The sequence below is a fragment of the Thermus composti genome (genome assembly GCF_014647535.1).
GTDB lineage: Bacteria > Deinococcota > Deinococci > Deinococcales > Thermaceae > Thermus > Thermus composti.
In genome coordinates, this window is the sequence record NZ_BMPJ01000021.1 from 19929 (window position 1) to 35782 (window position 15854).

21 protein-coding genes are annotated in these 15854 nt (G+C 67.2%); 12 read left to right on the forward strand and 9 right to left on the reverse strand.

The window, feature by feature from the left end; translation table 11 throughout:
* Positions 1–32: 32 nt before the first annotated feature.
* Positions 33–824 (forward strand): ZIP family metal transporter, encoded by a 792-nt coding sequence (locus tag IEX93_RS08565; RefSeq protein WP_188847794.1) that lies wholly within the window; start codon positions 33–35, stop codon positions 822–824.
* Here the strand turns inward: IEX93_RS08565 and IEX93_RS08570 are convergent.
* Together IEX93_RS08570 and IEX93_RS08575 are read right to left on the reverse strand one after the other, a co-directional pair.
* Entirely contained in the window at positions 821–1405 is a 585-nt protein-coding gene (locus IEX93_RS08570) for an SCO family protein (RefSeq protein WP_188847795.1), read from the reverse strand. The two genes, IEX93_RS08565 and IEX93_RS08570, sit on opposite strands and share 4 nt — an antisense overlap.
* Positions 1402–1836, reverse strand: coding sequence for a copper chaperone PCu(A)C (locus IEX93_RS08575; protein WP_188847796.1), 435 nt, complete (start codon positions 1834–1836; stop codon positions 1402–1404). Before IEX93_RS08575 ends, IEX93_RS08570 begins: the two co-directional genes overlap by 4 nt.
* Before the next feature lie 78 nt (positions 1837–1914).
* Between IEX93_RS08575 and IEX93_RS08580 the strand changes: the two genes are divergently transcribed.
* Genes IEX93_RS08580 through IEX93_RS08595 form a run of 4 tightly spaced genes read left to right on the forward strand, consistent with a single transcriptional unit; the run spans position 1915 to position 3898 of the window.
* A complete protein-coding gene (locus IEX93_RS08580) occupies positions 1915–2364 on the forward strand; it encodes a hypothetical protein (protein ID WP_188847797.1) in 450 nt (149 codons plus the stop codon).
* Complete coding sequence (locus IEX93_RS08585; RefSeq protein WP_188847798.1) at positions 2339–2935, forward strand: MazG family protein; 597 nt, start codon at positions 2339–2341, stop codon at positions 2933–2935. The genes IEX93_RS08580 and IEX93_RS08585 overlap by 26 nt, the downstream gene beginning before the upstream one ends.
* A 29-nt stretch (positions 2936–2964) precedes the next feature.
* Positions 2965–3435 (forward strand): NUDIX hydrolase, encoded by a 471-nt coding sequence (locus IEX93_RS08590; RefSeq protein ID WP_188847799.1) that lies wholly within the window; start codon positions 2965–2967, stop codon positions 3433–3435.
* Complete coding sequence (locus IEX93_RS08595) at positions 3398–3898, forward strand: type 1 glutamine amidotransferase domain-containing protein (RefSeq protein WP_188847800.1); 501 nt, start codon at positions 3398–3400, stop codon at positions 3896–3898. Before IEX93_RS08590 ends, IEX93_RS08595 begins: the two co-directional genes overlap by 38 nt.
* Here the strand turns inward: IEX93_RS08595 and argB are convergent.
* Both argB and IEX93_RS08605 read right to left on the reverse strand, forming a co-directional pair.
* Entirely contained in the window at positions 3888–4634 is a 747-nt protein-coding gene (argB, locus tag IEX93_RS08600; protein WP_188847801.1) for an acetylglutamate kinase, read from the reverse strand. The genes IEX93_RS08595 and argB overlap by 11 nt on opposite strands.
* The gene (locus IEX93_RS08605) at positions 4627–5118 is read right to left on the reverse strand and encodes a hypothetical protein (protein WP_188847802.1); all 492 of its coding nucleotides are present in this window, start codon (positions 5116–5118) and stop codon (positions 4627–4629) included. The genes argB and IEX93_RS08605 overlap by 8 nt, the downstream gene beginning before the upstream one ends.
* A 17-nt stretch (positions 5119–5135) precedes the next feature.
* Between IEX93_RS08605 and dnaX the strand changes: the two genes are divergently transcribed.
* Genes dnaX through IEX93_RS08640 form a run of 7 tightly spaced genes read left to right on the forward strand, consistent with a single transcriptional unit; the run spans position 5136 to position 11135 of the window.
* Positions 5136–6683: a DNA polymerase III subunit gamma/tau gene (gene dnaX, locus IEX93_RS08610; protein ID WP_188847803.1), complete on the forward strand. Its 1548-nt coding sequence runs from the start codon at positions 5136–5138 to the stop codon at positions 6681–6683.
* Between the two features lie 7 nt (positions 6684–6690).
* Positions 6691–6972 carry a metal-sensitive transcriptional regulator gene (locus tag IEX93_RS08615; RefSeq protein WP_188847804.1) on the forward strand — a complete coding sequence of 94 codons (282 nt, stop codon included), beginning with the start codon at positions 6691–6693 and terminating at the stop codon, positions 6970–6972.
* A 1-nt stretch (position 6973) separates the two neighbouring features.
* Positions 6974–7435: an HD domain-containing protein gene (locus tag IEX93_RS08620; protein WP_188847805.1), complete on the forward strand. Its 462-nt coding sequence runs from the start codon at positions 6974–6976 to the stop codon at positions 7433–7435.
* Between the two features lie 55 nt (positions 7436–7490).
* On the forward strand, positions 7491–9350 hold the full coding sequence (locus IEX93_RS08625; RefSeq protein WP_188847806.1) for a 2-oxoacid:acceptor oxidoreductase subunit alpha: 1860 nt from the start codon (positions 7491–7493) through the stop codon (positions 9348–9350).
* A 1-nt stretch (position 9351) separates the two neighbouring features.
* Complete coding sequence (locus IEX93_RS08630) at positions 9352–10263, forward strand: 2-oxoacid:ferredoxin oxidoreductase subunit beta (protein ID WP_188847807.1); 912 nt, start codon at positions 9352–9354, stop codon at positions 10261–10263.
* Positions 10264–10306: 43 nt separating this feature from the next.
* Positions 10307–10780: a cyclic pyranopterin monophosphate synthase MoaC gene (moaC, locus tag IEX93_RS08635; RefSeq protein ID WP_188847808.1), complete on the forward strand. Its 474-nt coding sequence runs from the start codon at positions 10307–10309 to the stop codon at positions 10778–10780.
* 28 nt (positions 10781–10808) lie between these two features.
* Entirely contained in the window at positions 10809–11135 is a 327-nt protein-coding gene (locus IEX93_RS08640; RefSeq protein ID WP_188847809.1) for a NifB/NifX family molybdenum-iron cluster-binding protein, read from the forward strand.
* Here IEX93_RS08640 and IEX93_RS08645 read toward each other — a convergent pair.
* From IEX93_RS08645 to IEX93_RS08660, 5 genes are read right to left on the reverse strand one after another with little or no spacing between them, the layout of a single operon-like run.
* Positions 11113–11988, reverse strand: a complete 876-nt coding sequence (locus IEX93_RS08645; RefSeq protein WP_188847810.1) for a hypothetical protein — start codon at positions 11986–11988, stop codon at positions 11113–11115. The genes IEX93_RS08640 and IEX93_RS08645 overlap by 23 nt on opposite strands.
* 26 nt (positions 11989–12014) lie before the next feature.
* The gene (locus tag IEX93_RS08650; protein WP_188847811.1) at positions 12015–12314 is read right to left on the reverse strand and encodes a M48 metallopeptidase family protein; all 300 of its coding nucleotides are present in this window, start codon (positions 12312–12314) and stop codon (positions 12015–12017) included.
* A complete protein-coding gene (locus tag IEX93_RS11595; RefSeq protein WP_229906140.1) occupies positions 12311–13945 on the reverse strand; it encodes a type I restriction enzyme subunit R domain-containing protein in 1635 nt (544 codons plus the stop codon). The genes IEX93_RS08650 and IEX93_RS11595 overlap by 4 nt, the downstream gene beginning before the upstream one ends.
* On the reverse strand, positions 13911–15251 hold the full coding sequence (locus tag IEX93_RS11600; RefSeq protein WP_229906141.1) for a type I restriction endonuclease subunit R: 1341 nt from the start codon (positions 15249–15251) through the stop codon (positions 13911–13913). The genes IEX93_RS11595 and IEX93_RS11600 overlap by 35 nt, the downstream gene beginning before the upstream one ends.
* A complete protein-coding gene (locus IEX93_RS08660) occupies positions 15248–15814 on the reverse strand; it encodes a restriction endonuclease subunit S (protein ID WP_188847812.1) in 567 nt (188 codons plus the stop codon). The genes IEX93_RS11600 and IEX93_RS08660 overlap by 4 nt, the downstream gene beginning before the upstream one ends.
* Positions 15815–15854 lie beyond the last annotated feature (40 nt).

Here is a 15854-nt window from a genome sequence, read left to right on the forward strand (position 1 = left end):
CCCGGGATTTAGGTATGCCTAAAATCGGGGACATGGACTACCTCCTCTACGCTCTCCTGGGAGGTCTTTTCACCTGGGGCCTCACGGCGGTAGGGGCGGCGAGCGTCTTCTTTGCCCGGGAGCCGAGCCGGAAGCTCCTAGACGGCATGCTGGGCTTCGCCGCCGGGGTGATGCTGGCGGCCAGCGTCTTCTCCCTGCTCCTGCCGGGTATGGAGATGGCCGAAAGCCAAGGGAAAAACCCCATCCTGCCCGCCGTGGTGGGGTTCCTCCTGGGCGGGGGGCTCATCCGGCTTTTAGACCGCTACCTGCCCCACGTCCACCTGGGCCCCAAGGACGCCCCCGAGGGGCTCAAGACCCTCTGGCGGCGCACCACCCTCCTCATCCTGGCCATCACCCTGCACAACTTCCCCGAGGGGCTCGCCGTGGGGGTGGCCTTCGGGGCGGCGGGGCTGGACCCCACGGGGACCGCCACCTTAGGCGGGGCCATGGCCCTCGCCTTGGGCATCGGCCTGCAAAACCTCCCCGAGGGCCTGGCCATCGCCTGGCCCCTGCGGCGGGTGGGGATCGGGGCGGGCCTCGCCTGGTTTTACGGGCAGCTTTCCGCCATCGTGGAGCCCTTAGGGGCGGTGCTCGGGGCCCTCCTCGTGGCCCAGATGATGGACCTCCTCCCCTACCTCATGGCCCTGGCCGCCGGAGCCATGGTCTTCGTGGTGGTGGAGGAGGTGATCCCCGAAAGCCAGGCAGAGGGAAACGGGGACATCGCCACCTTCGGGGTCATGACGGGCTTCGCCACCATGATGGCCCTGGACGTGGCCCTGGGCTAAAGAAGCGCCCTCAGGTCCGCCACCACCTTGTCCGTGGCCTCCACCTTGTCGGGGCTATAGAGGAGAACGAGCTTCCCGTCCTGGACCACGAAGGTGGTGGCGGTGTGGTCCACCAGGTAGTCCTGGGGGCCCCGGTACTGGCTCTTCTGGTAGAAGACCCCGAAGGTCTGGGCCGCCTCCCGCACCGCCTCCAGGTTCCCCGAAAGGCCTATAAAAGCCTCGTTGAAGGCCTTGGCGTAGCGGTCCGCATCCTCCGGGGTGTCCCGCTCGGGATCCACGCTCACGAAGACCACCTGGACCCGCGCCCGCTCCTCAGGCGTAAGCCGCTCGTAGGCCCGCTTCAAGGCCAAGAGGGTGGTGGGGCAGACATCGGGGCAGCGGGTGAAGCCGAAGAAGAGGAGGACCGCTTTGCCCGGCATCTCGGAAAGGCGCACCGGCCCCGAAGGCCCCTCCAGGGTGAAGTCCACCGGCTTCGGGTTCAAAAGCCGGGTGCCGTAGAAGGCGTGCCCCTTAGGCCTAAGGAGGTAGCCGAGGCCCAGAAGGGCCAGGACCAAAACCGCGGGAAAGACCCAACGCCTCATCGCATCTCCACGGGAAGGTCCACGGGCAGGCGAAGGCCGCCCTGGAAGACCAGGACCAGCTTAACCTTTTCCCCCACCTGGAGGGGGCGCTTAAGCCCTATGAGCATGAGGTGGTACCCCCCGGGCCTAAGCTCCAGCCTCCCCCCCGGCGGCACCTCCAAGGAGGCCACGGGGCGCATGCCCATGACCATTTTCCCGTCCCTCATCTCCTGGAAGGTCTCGTGGACCTCCACCCGCTCGGCCACCTCGCTTTTCACCCCCACTAGGCGGAAGGGTTTCTCGCTCTGGTTCTCCAGGGCGAGGAAGGCGGCGGTCATGTCCGGCCTTGCGGGAAAGCGCACCCATCCCCCCGCCACCTTGACCCCGACCAAGGCGTCCTGGGCCAGCGCCACGCCCAAAAGCCCCAAGAGAAACCAACCTAGCTTCCGCATCTCCCTACCTCCAAGCCCCAGGGTAAGGGGGGGGAAGGGGACAAACGTACCTCCCCGCCCCCGGGGTAAGATGGCCCCGTGGGGCTCCGGCTGGCCGCTTTTTTCCTCATCCTCCCCTTCTTCCTCCAGCTTTTGGGCCTAGGAGACACCCCCTTGGGCGGGGGGCTTTGCGGGGAGGTCTTCCGGGTGCAGGATCCCGCCTTCGCCCTGAGGACCCCGGGCTTCTGGTACGGCCTCCTCTTCATGGTCCTTTTGGCCCTGGAGTTGGGCTACGGGCTTTCCCTTCTCCTCCTTCCCCTTCTTGAGGTGCGCCCGGGGAAAGGGTGGGTGAGGGCGGGGCGCTACCTGGTGGGGACGCTCCTTCTCCTCTTCCTCCTCACCCGCACCACCGGCCTCCCCACACCGGGCCCCGGGGGATGGACCCTGGAGCCCGCCCCCCTGGACCCCCTAAGCCTCCTCTTGGTGGGGCTCTCCCTGGCGGGGGGGCTCCTTCTAAGGGAGAATGGGAGGCATGGAGCGGCTTCTTGAGGTGATGCGGCGCCTGAGGGGCCCCGGGGGATGCCCCTGGGACCGGGCCCAGACCCACGAGAGCCTGGTCCCTTATCTCCTCGAGGAGGCCTCGGAGGCGGCGGACGCCCTCCTCAAGGGAAACCCCCAGGAGATGGCGGAGGAGCTCGGGGACGTCCTCCTGCAGGTGGCCTTCCACAGCGTCATCGCCGAGGAGGAAGGGCGCTTCACCTATAGGGACGTGGAGGCGGCCATCGTGGAGAAGCTCATCCGCCGCCACCCCCACGTCTTCGGGGAGGCCACCGCCAAGACCCCGGAGGAGGTGAAGGCCCGCTGGGAGGACCTGAAGGCCATGGAGGGCAAGAAGGAAGACCCCTGCGGCCTTCCCAAAGGGCTTCCCACCCTCCTTCGGGCCTACGAGCTCCAGAAGAAGGGAATAGACCCAGGAAGCGAGGAGGGCCTGAGGAAGGCCCTGGAAGCGGGGGACCTGGAGGAGGCGCTTTGGAACCTGGTGGGGCTTTTCGTAAAACGGGGGCTGGACCCCGAGAGCGCCTTAAGGAAGCGCTCCCTCAAAGCCTGCCGGGAGGGCTAGAACTCCCGCCCGGCTTCCGCCTGGCGGCGGTGGCCGTGCCCCTTCTCGGGGCGCACCTCCTCTTCACCCTAAGGAGCCCCCACCTCCCCACCCACGCCGGCCAGGTGAGCTTCCCCGGGGGGGTGGTGGAGCCGGGGGAGGGCGTGGTGGAGGCGGCCCTAAGGGAGGCGGAGGAAGAGGTGGGGCTTAAGGGGGTGGAGCCTTTGGGCTTCCTCTCCCCCACCCTCTCCCCCCAGGGCTTTTTGGTGCAGCCCGTGGTGGTCTTCCGCGAGGACCTTCCCCCCCTAAGGCCCAACCCCGAGGAGGTGGCCGAGGTGCTCCTCGCCCCCCTGGAGGAGCTTCTAAAGGTGACACCCTGGAGCGAGGTGCGCCTGGGCCGCACCGTCTGGCACTTCCCCTGGCGGGGGGTGGACATCTGGGGGGTGACGGGGAATATCCTCAAGGAGTTCCTGGAGGTGTGGCGTGGAAAGGATCGGGATTCTCCTAGCGGACCTCTTTGACGAGCGGGAGTTCCTCTACCCCTACTACCGGCTTTGGGAGGCGGGGTACACCCCGGTGGTCATCGGCCTCGAGGCCGAGGCGTACCGGGCCAAGTCGGGCCTCACCTGGGAGGCGGAGGTGGCGGCCAGGGAGGCCCCGCCCTTGGCGGGCCTAATCATCCCCGGGGGGTTCGCCCCCGACTACCTGCGGCGAAGCCCCGAGGTCCTCGCCCTGGTGCGGAAAGTGGCGGGGGAGGGGAAGCCCCTCGGGGCCATCTGCCACGGCCCCTGGGTCCTGGTGAGCGCCGGGCTCGTGCGGGGCCGGCGGGTGACAGGGTTTTTCTCCATCCGGGACGACCTGGAAAACGCCGGGGGGCTTTACCAGGAGGAAGGGGTGGTGGTGGACGGGCTTTTGGTCACGGCCCAAGGGCCTAAGGACCTCCCCGCCTTCATGAAGGCCTTTTTGGGCCTCCTCAAGGGGTGAAACGGGTCCCCGCTTCTTTCCGTAGGACGGCCTCCAAAACCCCCCGTTCCCCCTTGGCGATGGCCGCCCAGGGGGCCCCGGCCCTTAAGGCGAAAAGGGCCGCCTCCACCTTGGGGATCATTCCCCCCTGGACCACGCCTTCCTCCTTCAGGGCCGCCACCGCCTCCGGGGTCAGGTGGGCCAGGCGGGTCTTGGGGTCTTTGGGGTCCCGGTAGACCCCCTCCACGTCGGTGAGGAAGACCGCAGGCCACCCCAAGGCCCCGGCCACGGCCCCTGCGGCGGTGTCGGCGTTCACGTTCAAGGGGCCCTCCTCGTCCAAGGCGATGGGGGCGAGAAGGGGGGTGTAGCCCTTTTCCAGGAGGTCTAAAAGAAGCCCCTCCTCCACCCCCACCACCTCCCCCACCCGGCCCAGGCCGGGTAGCGCCCTTCCCTTTAGGCAAAGGGCGTCCCGCCCCGAGAGGGCAAGGGCCTTCCTTCCCCTTCGGGAAAGCCCCTCCGCCAGGCGCTTGCCCGTGAGGTAAAGGGCCATCTCCACCGCCTCCAGGTGCTCCGGGGGCGTTACCCTAAGCCCCCCCACGAAGCGGCTCTCGTACCCCAGGCGCTTGAGCCAGGCCCCGATCTCGGGCCCGCCCCCGTGGACGAGGACCAAGGGGCCGGGGTAGGCGGCAAGCTCGGAAAGAAGGGCCTCGGCTCCCCTCAGGCTTCCCCCCACCTTGACCAAAAGGGCTTCACTCAAGGTAGACCACCTCCTCGGGCAAACCCCCCTCCTCCTCGGCCTCCAGGAGGTCCAAAAAGCCCAGAAGGGCGTGGTCCGGGTGGAGGCCAAAGGCAAGGGCCAGGGCCCTGACCCCGTGCTCAGGAGGAAGGGCCTTGGCCCGCTCCAGAAGGGGCGCCCACGCCTGTGGGGCCTTCAGGGCCTCCCCGAGCTCCGGCCCCGCCCTTAGCTCCGCCTGCACCTCTCCCCCCTCGGCCAGGAGGAAAAGGAGGTCCTCCTCGCCTAAGACCATGAAGGCCAAGGCCCGCCCCAGGCGGGAAAGCTCCTTGAGGAAAGCCCGGATGGCCTCCTCGTTCTCCTCCGCCTCGAGGGCCTCGTGGTAGAGGCTCGTCCAGGGCGGGTCGGGGACCAGGTAGACCCCGGCCCCTCCCGTGCGCCCCCGAACCCAGGCCAAGACCGCCTCGAGGGGGGCCTCCACGTGGAAGGAAAGAAAGCTCCGCACCACGCCCTATACTAGCCCTTGTGAGCGCCCTCTACCGCCGGTACCGCCCCCTCACCTTCCAGGAGGTGGTGGGCCAAGAGCACGTGAAGGAGCCCCTCCTAAGGGCCATCCGGGAGGGGAGGCTCGCCCAGGCCTACCTCTTCTCGGGGCCCAGGGGGGTGGGCAAGACCACCACGGCGAGGCTTTTGGCCATGGCGGTGGGGTGCCAGGGGAAAGACCCCCCTTGCGGGGCCTGCCCCTACTGCCAGGCGGTGCAGAAGGGTGCCCACCCCGACGTGGTGGAGATTGACGCCGCCAGCAACAACTCCGTGGAGGACGTGCGGGAGCTAAGGGAAAGGATTCTCCTCGCCCCCCTTTCCGCCCCCAAGAAGGTCTTCATCCTGGACGAGGCCCACATGCTCTCCAAAAGCGCCTTCAACGCCCTCCTCAAGACCCTGGAGGAGCCCCCGCCCCACGTCCTCTTCGTCTTCGCCACCACCGAGCCCGAAAGGATGCCCCCCACCATCCTCTCCCGCACGCAGCACTTTCGCTTCCGCCGCCTCACGGAGGAGGAGATCGCCCAAAAGCTCAAGCGGATCCTCAAGGAACTGGGGCGGGAGGCCGAGGAGGAGGCCCTCCTTCTCCTCGGCCGCCTGGCGGACGGGGCCATGCGGGATGCGGAAAGCCTCCTAGACCGCCTCCTCCTCCTGGAAGGCCCCCTCACCCGGGCCAAGGTGGAGGAGGCCTTGGGCCTTCCCCCCAAGGAGGCCCTCTTCCGCCTGGCGGAGGCCCTGGCCCGGGGGGAGGCCCAAAAGGCCCTGGAGGAGGCCCGGAGGCTCTACGCCCAGGGCTTCGCCCCAAGGAGCCTGGTGGGGGGGCTCATGGAAACCTTCCGGGAAGCCCTTTACGCGGGCTTTGGCCTTGGGGGAAAGGCCCTTCCCCTGGACCCAGACCGCCTCCTCGCCGCCCTCACCGCCTTGGACGAGGCCCTGGAGCGCCTGGCCAAGCGCTCGGACCTCCTGGCCCTCGAGGCCAGCCTCCTCCGGGCGGGCCAAGCCCTAACCCCCGCCCGGACGGGGCCCCCTGAACCCCGCCCCGGGGAAACCCCCGCGCCCCCCCAAGCCGCGGGGGAGGAAGGAGCCTCCGAGCCCTTAAGGCCTGAAGAACCCGACCTCCGGGAGCGCTGGCGGGCCTTTTTGGAAGGCCTCAGGCCCACCCTGAGGGCCTTCGTGCGGGAGGCCACCCCGGTCCTGGAAGGAAACACCCTGCGCCTTTGCTTCCCCGAGGAAAAGGCCTTCCACTACAAGCGGGCCACCGAGCAGAAAGCCCGCCTCCTGCCCCTGGCCCAGGCCCACTTCGGGGTGGAGGAGGTGGCCTTCTCCCTGGAAAAAAAAAGCCCCCTAACGGCTGAACCGCCCCCCCGCACCCCTCCCGCCCCCGAGGCGGAGGGCCCGCCCCTCGAGGAAGACCCCGAGGCCCGCCTTAGGCAACTCGCCCGCCGCCTCGGGGGTAGGCTCCTTTGGGTAAGGCGGCCCAAGGCCAAGGAGGAACCCTTGAGCGAAGACGAAATAGGGGGTAATGGTATATAATGGCCCCATGACCAGGACCACCGAGCTAGGACAGGAAACCGTGGAGAACATCCTTAAGCGGCTACGGCGTATCGAGGGCCAGGTACGGGGCCTGCAGAAGATGGTGGCCGAGGGACGCCCTTGCGACGAGGTCCTCACCCAGATGACCGCCACCAAGAAGGCCATGGAAGCGGCGGCCACCCTGATCCTCCACGAGTTCTTAACCGTCTGCGCCGCCGAGGTCTCCGAAGGGAAGGTAAACCCCAAGAAGCCCGAGGAGATCGCCAACCTCCTCAAGAAGTTCGTCTAGCTTGGGGCTCAGGAAAAGGCTCTACCGGCTGGCCCGGGCTTTCTTCCCCGAACCCCCCGACGACGCCTTCGCCCTGCGCTACCTGGAGGGGGAGGAACGGGCACTCTACCTGGCCATGGACCCCCGGGACCGGGCCCACGCCGTGCGGGTGGCCCAAAGGCTCCTAAAGGCCCACCCCGAGGCCCCGGACTACGTGGTGCGGGCCGCCCTCCTCCACGACGCCGGCAAGGCCCTAAGGCCCTACCGGCCCCTGGAAAGGGTCCTCACCGGCCTCTTCGCCCCGCCCCTTCCCCCCTACCCCTTGCGGCGGGGGCTTCTCGGGGCCTTCCAGGTGCGCCGCCACCACCCCCTCTACGCCGCCCAAAGGATCCAAGACCCAAAGGTGCGGGCCCTGGTCCTGGAGCACCACGCCCCCAAGAGCCTCTGGGGTAAGCGGCTCCATCGGGCCGACCAGGAAGAGTAGGTTTGCCCCTAGCCAATCCCCCGGCCAAGGAGTAGGGTACCTGAAGGAGGGGTCCATGGAAGAACTCACCTGGCGCGTGGGCGGCCCCCAAGGGGGGGGCATAGAGACGGCGGCCACCCTCTTCGCCCGGGCGGTGGCCAAGGGGGGGTGGTGGGTAGCCACCAAGCGGGAGTACCACTCCAACATCATGGGAAGGCACTCCTACCTGGACGTGCGCCTGGCGCGAAAACCGGTGGGGGCCTTCCGGGACCAGGTGGACTTCCTGGTGGCCCTGGACGGGGAGACCCTGGCCCGGCACCTGGGGGAGGTGCGGGAAGGGGGGGTGGTGCTCTACGACCCCAGGGTCTTGGACCTCACGGTCCACAAGCTCCCCATGCTGGACCACCGGGTGGCGGAGGACCTCGCCCGGCGCTTCGGCCAGGCCGACCCAAGCCTAAGGGAAATCCTTTCCGCCTACGCCGAGGCCGGGGTCCAGCCCCTCCCCTACCCCTTTGAGGCGGTGGCCGACCGGATCGGGGCCGAGCTCGGGGTGCCCTCCCTGCAGGCCCGGCGCACCCTGAACACCATCGCCGTGGCGGCAAGCCTCCACCTCTTGGGCTTCCCCTTGGAACCCCTCCTCGAGGCCCTCGCCCTCCAGTTCAAGGGGAAGGTTAAGGTTCTGGAACTCAACCAGAAGGTGGCGGAGGCCGTCTACCGGGAGGAGGTGCCCAGCCTTCCCTTCCGCCTTTCCCCAAACGGCCACGAGCCTGGACGGGTCTACCTCACCGGGGCCCAGGCCGCCGCCTTGGGCAAGCTCGCCGGGGGGCTCCGCTTCCAGACCTACTACCCCATAAGCCCGGCCACGGACGAGAGCGTCTTCCTCGAGGCCCACACCCACCTCCCGGGGGCCGATGTGATCGTGGTCCAGACCGAGGACGAGATCGCCGCGGTGAACATGGCCCTGGGCGCGGCCCTCGCCGGGGCCAAGGCCGCCACCGCCACCAGCGGCCCCGGCTTCAGCCTCATGACCGAGGGGCTGGGCTTCGCCGGGATGATCGAGGCCCCCCTGGTGGTGACCCTCTACCAGCGGGGCGGGCCCAGCACCGGCATGCCCACCCGCACGGAGCAGGGGGACCTGATGTTCGCCATAAGGGGCGGGCACGGGGAGTACCCGAGGCTCGTCCTCGCCTCGGGGGACCTCCTGGACGCCTTCCTGGACGCCCAGAAGGCCCTGGCCTGGGCCTGGCGCTACCAGACCGTGGTGGTCCACCTCCTGGACAAGTTCCTGGCCTCCACGGGCCAGCTCCTCCCGGAGGAGGCCCTAAGGGTCCTCTCCCTGGACGGGGAAAAGCGCCTTCCCCCCAAGGCGGGCAAGCCCACCCCCTTCCCCCGCTACGCCCCGGAGGCGGACGGGATCTCCCCCTTCCCCCCCTTGGGCACCCAGGGGGTCTTCTACTGGATGACCTCGGACGAGCACGATCCCCTGGGCCACATCACCGAGGACCCCGTCCTGCGGGAAGCCCAGATGGAAAAGCGGATGCAAAAGCTGAAGACCGCCCAGAAGGAGATCCCCAAGGAGGACCAGTACACCCTCTACCGGGACGGGGAGGTCCTGGTCCTGGGCTTTGGCTCGGTGAAGGGGACCCTCCTCGAGGCCCTGGACCACCTCCCCGGGGTGGGGTATTTGCACCTAAGGCTCCTCTGGCCCTTCCCCGAGATCGCCCCCCTCCTAAAGGGAAAGCGGCTTGTCACCGTGGAGCACAACTACTCGGGGCAGCTCGCCGACCTGGTGCAGCAGGAGACCCTGCAAAGGGTCCACCACCGGGTGGTGAAGTACAACGGCCGCCCCATCACCCTAGACGAGGCGGTGGAGGCCCTCAAGGCCATCCGGGAAGGCCGGGCCGGGGAAAGGATCGTGCTCAGGAAAGGAGTCTAGGATGGTGGAGCTCAAGCTTGCGGACTACAAGGCGGACAAGCAGCCGGACTGGTGCCCGGGTTGCGGGGACTACGGCATCCTCTCCGCCCTGCAGATGGCCCTCTTTGAACTCCGGCTGGACCCGAGCCAGACCGCCATCTTCTCGGGGATCGGCTGCTCGGCCAAGACCCCCCACTACCTGAACGCCTACGGGGTCCACACCCTCCACGGCCGGGTCCTGCCCATCGCCCAAGGGGCTAAGCTCGCCAACCCCCACCTCACCGTGGTGGCGGTGGGCGGGGACGGGGATGGACTCGGCATCGGGGCCGGGCACTTCGTGGCCGCAGGCCGCAGGAACGTGGACCTCCTCTACATCCTCTACGACAACGAGGTCTACGGCCTCACCAAAGGCCAGGCCGGGCCCACCTTGGGCCTCGGGGAGAAGACCAAGAGCCTGCCCAAGCCCAACCCCCAGGGGCGGATCAACCCCCTGCTTCTGGCCTTCGCCTCGGGGTACACCTGGATCGCCCGGGGCTACGCCTACGACGTGAAGGGTCTAAAGGAGCTCATCAAGGAAGGGATCCAGCACAAGGGCCTCGCCTTCCTCCACGTCCTCCAGCCCTGCCCCACCTACAACGACCTCCACACCAAGGAGTGGTTCGCCCCGAGGCTTTACCGGCTCCAGGAGGAAGGCTACGATCCCCACGTGCCCGCAGGGCTTTCCCCGGAGGAACTGGACCGGAAGATGGCCCTTTTCCAGGAAAAGGCCGTGGAGTGGGGGGAGCGGATCCCCATCGGGGTCTTCTGGAAGGCGGAGGTGCCCACCTTTGAGGAGCGCCTGAAGACCTACCTCCCCCGCTACCCCGAGGTCTACCCCGCCTTGGGGCAGGAAGCCCTGGACCTAAAGGGCCTCCTCCGGGAGTTCGCCGTTTAGGGGCTCGGCCCGGCCCCAGGTGGGGAAGCGTACACTAAAGGCCATGGACCTCACCCACTTCAAGGACGGCAAGCCCCACATGGTGGACGTGACGGAAAAGCCCAGCACCTTCCGCACCGCCACCGCCGAGGCCTTCGTGGAGCTCACCGAGGAGGCCCTTTCCGCCCTGGAAACGGGCGGGGTGGGGAAAGGAGACCCCCTCGTGGTGGCCCAGCTCGCCGGGATCCTGGCCGCCAAGAAGACCGCAGACCTCATCCCCCTCTGCCACCCTCTCCCCCTCACCGGGGTGGAGGTGAAGGTGGAGCTTTTGCGGGAGGAAAAGCGGGTGCGCATCGTGGCCACGGTGAAGACCAAGGCGGAGACGGGGGTGGAGATGGAGGCCATGACCGCCTGCGCCATCGCCGCCCTCACCGTCTACGACATGCTCAAGGCCGCCTCCAAAGGGCTTGTGATCTCCCAGGTCCGGCTCCTCCACAAGGCGGGGGGCAAGAGCGGGGAGTGGCGCAGGGAAGAATAGCCCTACCCCGGGGGTGTATTCTGGAAGCATGCGGGTCGCCATCGCCTTAGCCAAGGAAGGGGAGCGGGTCTACCCCGGCCCCTTCGGCCACGCCCCCCGGTACGCCATCTACGAGGTGGGGGAAGGGGGGGAACTCCGGCTTTTGGAAATCCGGGAAAACCCCCACGCCAAGGAGCACGGGGAGGAAAAGCACGCCAAGATGCGGGAACTCCTCAAGGACGTGGCCCTCAAAGTGGGGGCCCGCTTCGGGCACGGGGGCTCCTTGGGGGCTTTTCCCGTGGCCGACCGGGTGGAGGTGGGGGCGGTCTCCTTGGAGGAGGCCCTCTCCCGCCTCAAGGGGAGAAGTAGCGCCTAAGGAGCTCCCGGGCCTCGGGGGGAAGGGGGGTCTTTTCCAGGTAGACCTCCACCCCCCTTCGCACCCTTTCCGGGGGGCGCCCCTCCGGCCAGGGGGAGGGGAGGGCGGGGGTTTCCCCTTCCCCGCCCGGGCCCAAGAGGCCAGCCGGAGCCCCTTCCGGGGGGCTAAGGTCCGCCACCCCCTCGCCCTCCGGGGCGGGCCCCACCCCTTTCGGCCCCGGGGAGGGGGTGGGGGCCTCCTCCCCTTGGGAAGAGGCCCCACCCTCCCCCGCCGGAGGCCCTTGGGGGCTACCCTCCTTTGCCCCTTGGGGCCTCCCTGCTTCAGGCCTTTCCCCTAAACCTTCCCCCTGGCCTTTTTGGGGAGCGGCTTCCTGGCTTCCTTGGGAACCCCCTTCCTGGCTCCCCGGCCCGCCCCTTCCTTCCCCGGGGGATGTTCTCTCCTCGGAAGGGACACCTTCCTGGCCCAATTCCATGGGCCTTTCCCAGGCAGGAAGCCCCCCGCTCCCCCTTTCCCCCGCCCGGAAGCCCCAGAAGGCCAGGACCAAAACCAGCGCCAGGAGGTAGGCCGCCAAAAGCCCCCAGGGAAAGGGGGGAAGGGAAAGGGGTAGCTTCCGCACCTCCGCCCAAAGCCTTTCCTCCCCGTAAGCCAAGGCGGTGGGGTAGGCGAGGCTATGGCGGGTGATCTCCTTTAGGGCCCGCCCCTCCCATAGCCTTGCGGGAAGGAGAAGCCCCAAGGGGGAAAGGAGGGCGAAAAGGGGGTGGAAGAATCCGAGGAGGGCAAGCCCTAAGGCCAAAAGGAGGCGGTACCGCCAGGCCAGGCGGGCGGCGTAAAGCCGGTGGAAGCCGGAGCCCACAGGGGCATTGTAGGGCTTCCCTTAGGTCAAGACCGCGAAGCCTCCTCCAGGTAGGCCCGCACCAGGGCCCGGAAAAGCTTGGTGTGGGCCCCGTGGCGGAGTTTGAGGTGGACCAACTCGTGGACGATCACCGCCCGGCGCACCTCCGCGGGCTGGGCCAGAAGCTCGGCGTTTAGGGTCAGGCGGCCGCGGGAAGAGACGCTGGCCCATTTGCGCCGCATGGGGCGGATCTGCACCTCCCGGAGGCGGTCCTCCACGCCGATGCGCCGCGCCCAGGCGCGCACCTCCGCCAGAAGGATCTCCCGGCCCACCCTTTCCCCGTTCAAAGCTCCGCCCTCCTGAGAAGGTCCAAAAGCTCGCTGGCCCAGGCCACCAGGTCCTTCACGCCGAAGTGGGCCAGGGCCTTGTAGAGCTCCTTTCGTAGCTCCCGCTCCTGCTGGGGGCTCGAGGCCCAGTGCGGCCACGCCTCAAGGGCCGGCTCCAGCTGAGCGGCCAGGGCCTCGGCCTTTTCCGCCCCCACCCCTTTTTGCACCCGAAGCCACCAGGCCACGGCGAAGGCCTTTGGGGAAAGGGGGCTTTGGCCCCGCTGGGCCTGGGCCTCCTTTAGGTCCTGGACTAGGGCGGTGAGTTCCTTAAGGGCCTCTTGGCTGCTAAGCTGCCTCGCCTCAAAGGCCCGACGGATGGCCTCGGCCCGCTCGCCGATGGGGATGAGGTAGGGTTCTTCCCGGCCCCTGGCCTTCACCAGTTGGTAAAGGGCCTTGAGGAGGTTGAAGACCTTCACCGTATCCGGCTTCTCCTCCGCCAATAGCGCCAGCAAAGCCGACCCGTCCAGGACGTGGGTTTCCGTGGGGTCCTTCACCCCGGGGGTGGCCGTGTGCTTCTGAACGATCTCGGCCGTCTTGCGCAGGAACGAGCGATCCACCTGCACGTGGGGCTCGTAGGCGCTCCGCAGGAGCCGGTACATCTTCACGAGGGCTTGGTAGTCCTCGAGGAAAGGCCGCAAGAAGGCGTCAGGGGAAAGGATCTCGTACACCTCTTCCAGCTCGCGGAAGTAGGCGTAAAAGCCTTCCCGCTCCTCCTTATCGCGGAAATGCTCCAAGACCGCTTCCGCCGCCTTGTCCCCGTCCTTTCCCTGAACCAGGGGGAGGTACTCTTGCCGCCCCCTTTCCATCAGGCGGGCAAAACGCGCTTGAAGCACCTCCAGGCCCTCAACCACCCCCTCCACGTCCTCCGAGTCAAAGGCCAAGGCCCGCTCCAGGTGGTCAAAGACCCCCACGAAGTCCACGATGAGCCCGTTCGTTTTGCGCCGCCCCTTCTCGTCCTCATAGGGGCGGTTGACCCGGGCGATGGCCTGGAGGAGCACGTGGTCCCGCATGGGCTTGTCCAGGTACATGCAGTAGAGGATGGGGGCATCGTAGCCGGTGAGGAGCTTCTCGGTGACGATGAGGATCTTCGGGTTTTCGTCGGGCTTGCGGAAAGCCTTGCGCACCCGGGCCTCCTCCTCCTCGCCCAGGTGGTAGCGCCGGAGTTCCGGAGGGTCGTTGTGCCCGCGGCTGATGACCACCTGGCTCATCTCCGGGGGCAGGTGGCGGTCCAGGGCCTCCTTGTAAAGGCCGCAGGCCTCCCGATCCACCCCCACCAGGAAGGCCTTGTAGCCCATGGGCTCCACGTACTGGCGGAAGTGCTCGGCCACGAAACGGGCAATCTTGTCCACCCGATCCGGGTTTTTGAGCATGTTCTTGAGGGTGACGGCCCGGTCCAGGACCCGGTTGATCTCCTCTATGTCGGCCACACCCTCCAGCTCGGCCGCCGCCCAAAACTCCCGCTCCATGGCCTCACGGTCCACCACCAGGTCGTTGGGGGCCAGCTGGTAGTAAAGGGGCACGGTGGTGCCGTCCTCAATGGACTCCCGGATGGAGTATTTATCCAAGGTAGCCGCCAGGGTCCCCGCCGCCAAAGACCTTGAAGGTGCCCTTGCCGTGGGCGCTTCGGTCAATGGGGGTGCCGGTGAAGCCGATGAAGGTGGCGTTGGGGAGGGCGCCCATCAAATAGTTGCCCAGATCCCCCCCGGTGGAGCGGTGGGCCTCGTCCACCAGCACGAAGATGTTGGAGCGGAGGTTAAGGTTGGCGTCGGCCTCGTCAAACTTGTGGATCATGGTGACGATGAGGCCCCGGGCGTCGTTCTTTAGGAGCTGGCGGAGGTGGCGCTTGCTCTCGGCCACGTGCACGTGGCCGAAGCCCACGGCCTCGAGGTTCTGGAAAAGCTGCTGCTGCAGCTCGTTCCGGTCCACCACCAAAAGCACGGTGGGGTTCTGAAAGCGGGGGTCTTCCAAAAGGCGCTTGGCCACGGTGAGCATGGTGTAGGTCTTGCCCGAGCCCTGGGTGTGCCAGATGAGGCCGCGGCGTTTCTCTGGATCCCGACAGCGGCCAAGAACCTTCTCGGTGGCGCGCATCTGGTGGGGGCGGAGGACCACTTTGGAAAGCTCCCCGTCCTTGCGCACGAAGAGGATGTAGTCGGTGAGCACCCGCAGGATGCGGCTTGGGACCAAAAAGGCCTTGACCAGGGTCTCAAAATCGGGTTGGGGGGCCCCGTTTGTTTGTTGGGGCGCGGCATGCCGCGCCCCCACCTGTTCCCGCCAGTTGAAGAGGGCCTTGCGGGAAAGGCTCCAGGTGGCCCCGTAGAAGAACCGCACCAGGTTCGTGAGGGCGAAAAGTTGCGCCTGGGCCATGAGCTCCGGCCCCTCCTCGTGGTAACGGCGGATCTGGTCAAGAGCCTCGGCGATGCCCTCTTCCTCGGTGGCGGCCTTGGTCTCCACCACCACCACGGGGATGCCGTTCACCAAGAGGACAATGTCGGCCCGGATGCGAAAGCGCCCGTTGGCGAAGCGGAATTTCTCGGTGATGTGGAAGGTGTTTTGCTCCGGGCGCTCCGGGTCCAGAAGACGGAGGTTCTTTTCCCGGCGCTCGGCTTCCACAAAGACCGTTTTGAGCCCCTTGAGGTACTCCCAGGCCTCGAGGTTGCCCTCAATGTCGGGCCGCACCCGCACCAGGCGCTCCAAGACCTCCTCCGCCTTGGCCACCGAGTCCACCACGCCCGGGTTGAGGCGCTGAAGCTGCTCAATAAGCACCGTCCGCAGCACCGGGCTCCCCTCCCCGCCCCGCAGGCGCAGGGCCTCCTCGGGGGGCAGGTAGGTCCAGCCCACTTCCTGGGCGTAGCGGAGGAAGGGGTTTTGCACGGCCTTCCGCTCGCTTCCCAAGCTCATGGCGCGGGTTCACCTCCAAACCGGGCCACGAACTCCTTCGGCAACCGCCGCCGGGCGGTCATGAGGTCGTGGAGCAGGGACTTAAAGAGCGCCTCCAGCGCCTGCCTGCGGCTTTCCTCGGCGCGGATTTTCTCGTCCACCGCCTGCAGGATGTGGGCGATTTCGCGCTGTTCGTCAAGGGGTGGGAGGGGGATGGGGATGCTATCTAAACGAGCCAAGCTAATACTGGCCTGGTTGACATGCCGGCGAGCTAAAGTTTGTGTGAAGCCACGCTGCCACAAGAGCAACAACCAAAAGGCAAGCCACACCCCGCTAATTTTCTGCGGTTCTTGCACCCGAATGATCGTCATATGATTGGAGAGAACGAATTTTCCTCTGAGATTAAAGTATGCCACCTTACCAACCAGTTCCTCGCTGTTAGTGTTGTTGAATAAAATGTCGCCTTCACGAAGCCAATAAGGGCTATTTTCAGGGGGAGGGGGCACATATTTGACCTGATCAAGCGAAATTTGTCCTTCGTCTGTTACATTAAAAGTCCCCTCTTCGGTTATTCGCTCCGACACTATTCACGCCGCCACCCTAGCTACCCAGGCGATGGGTAAG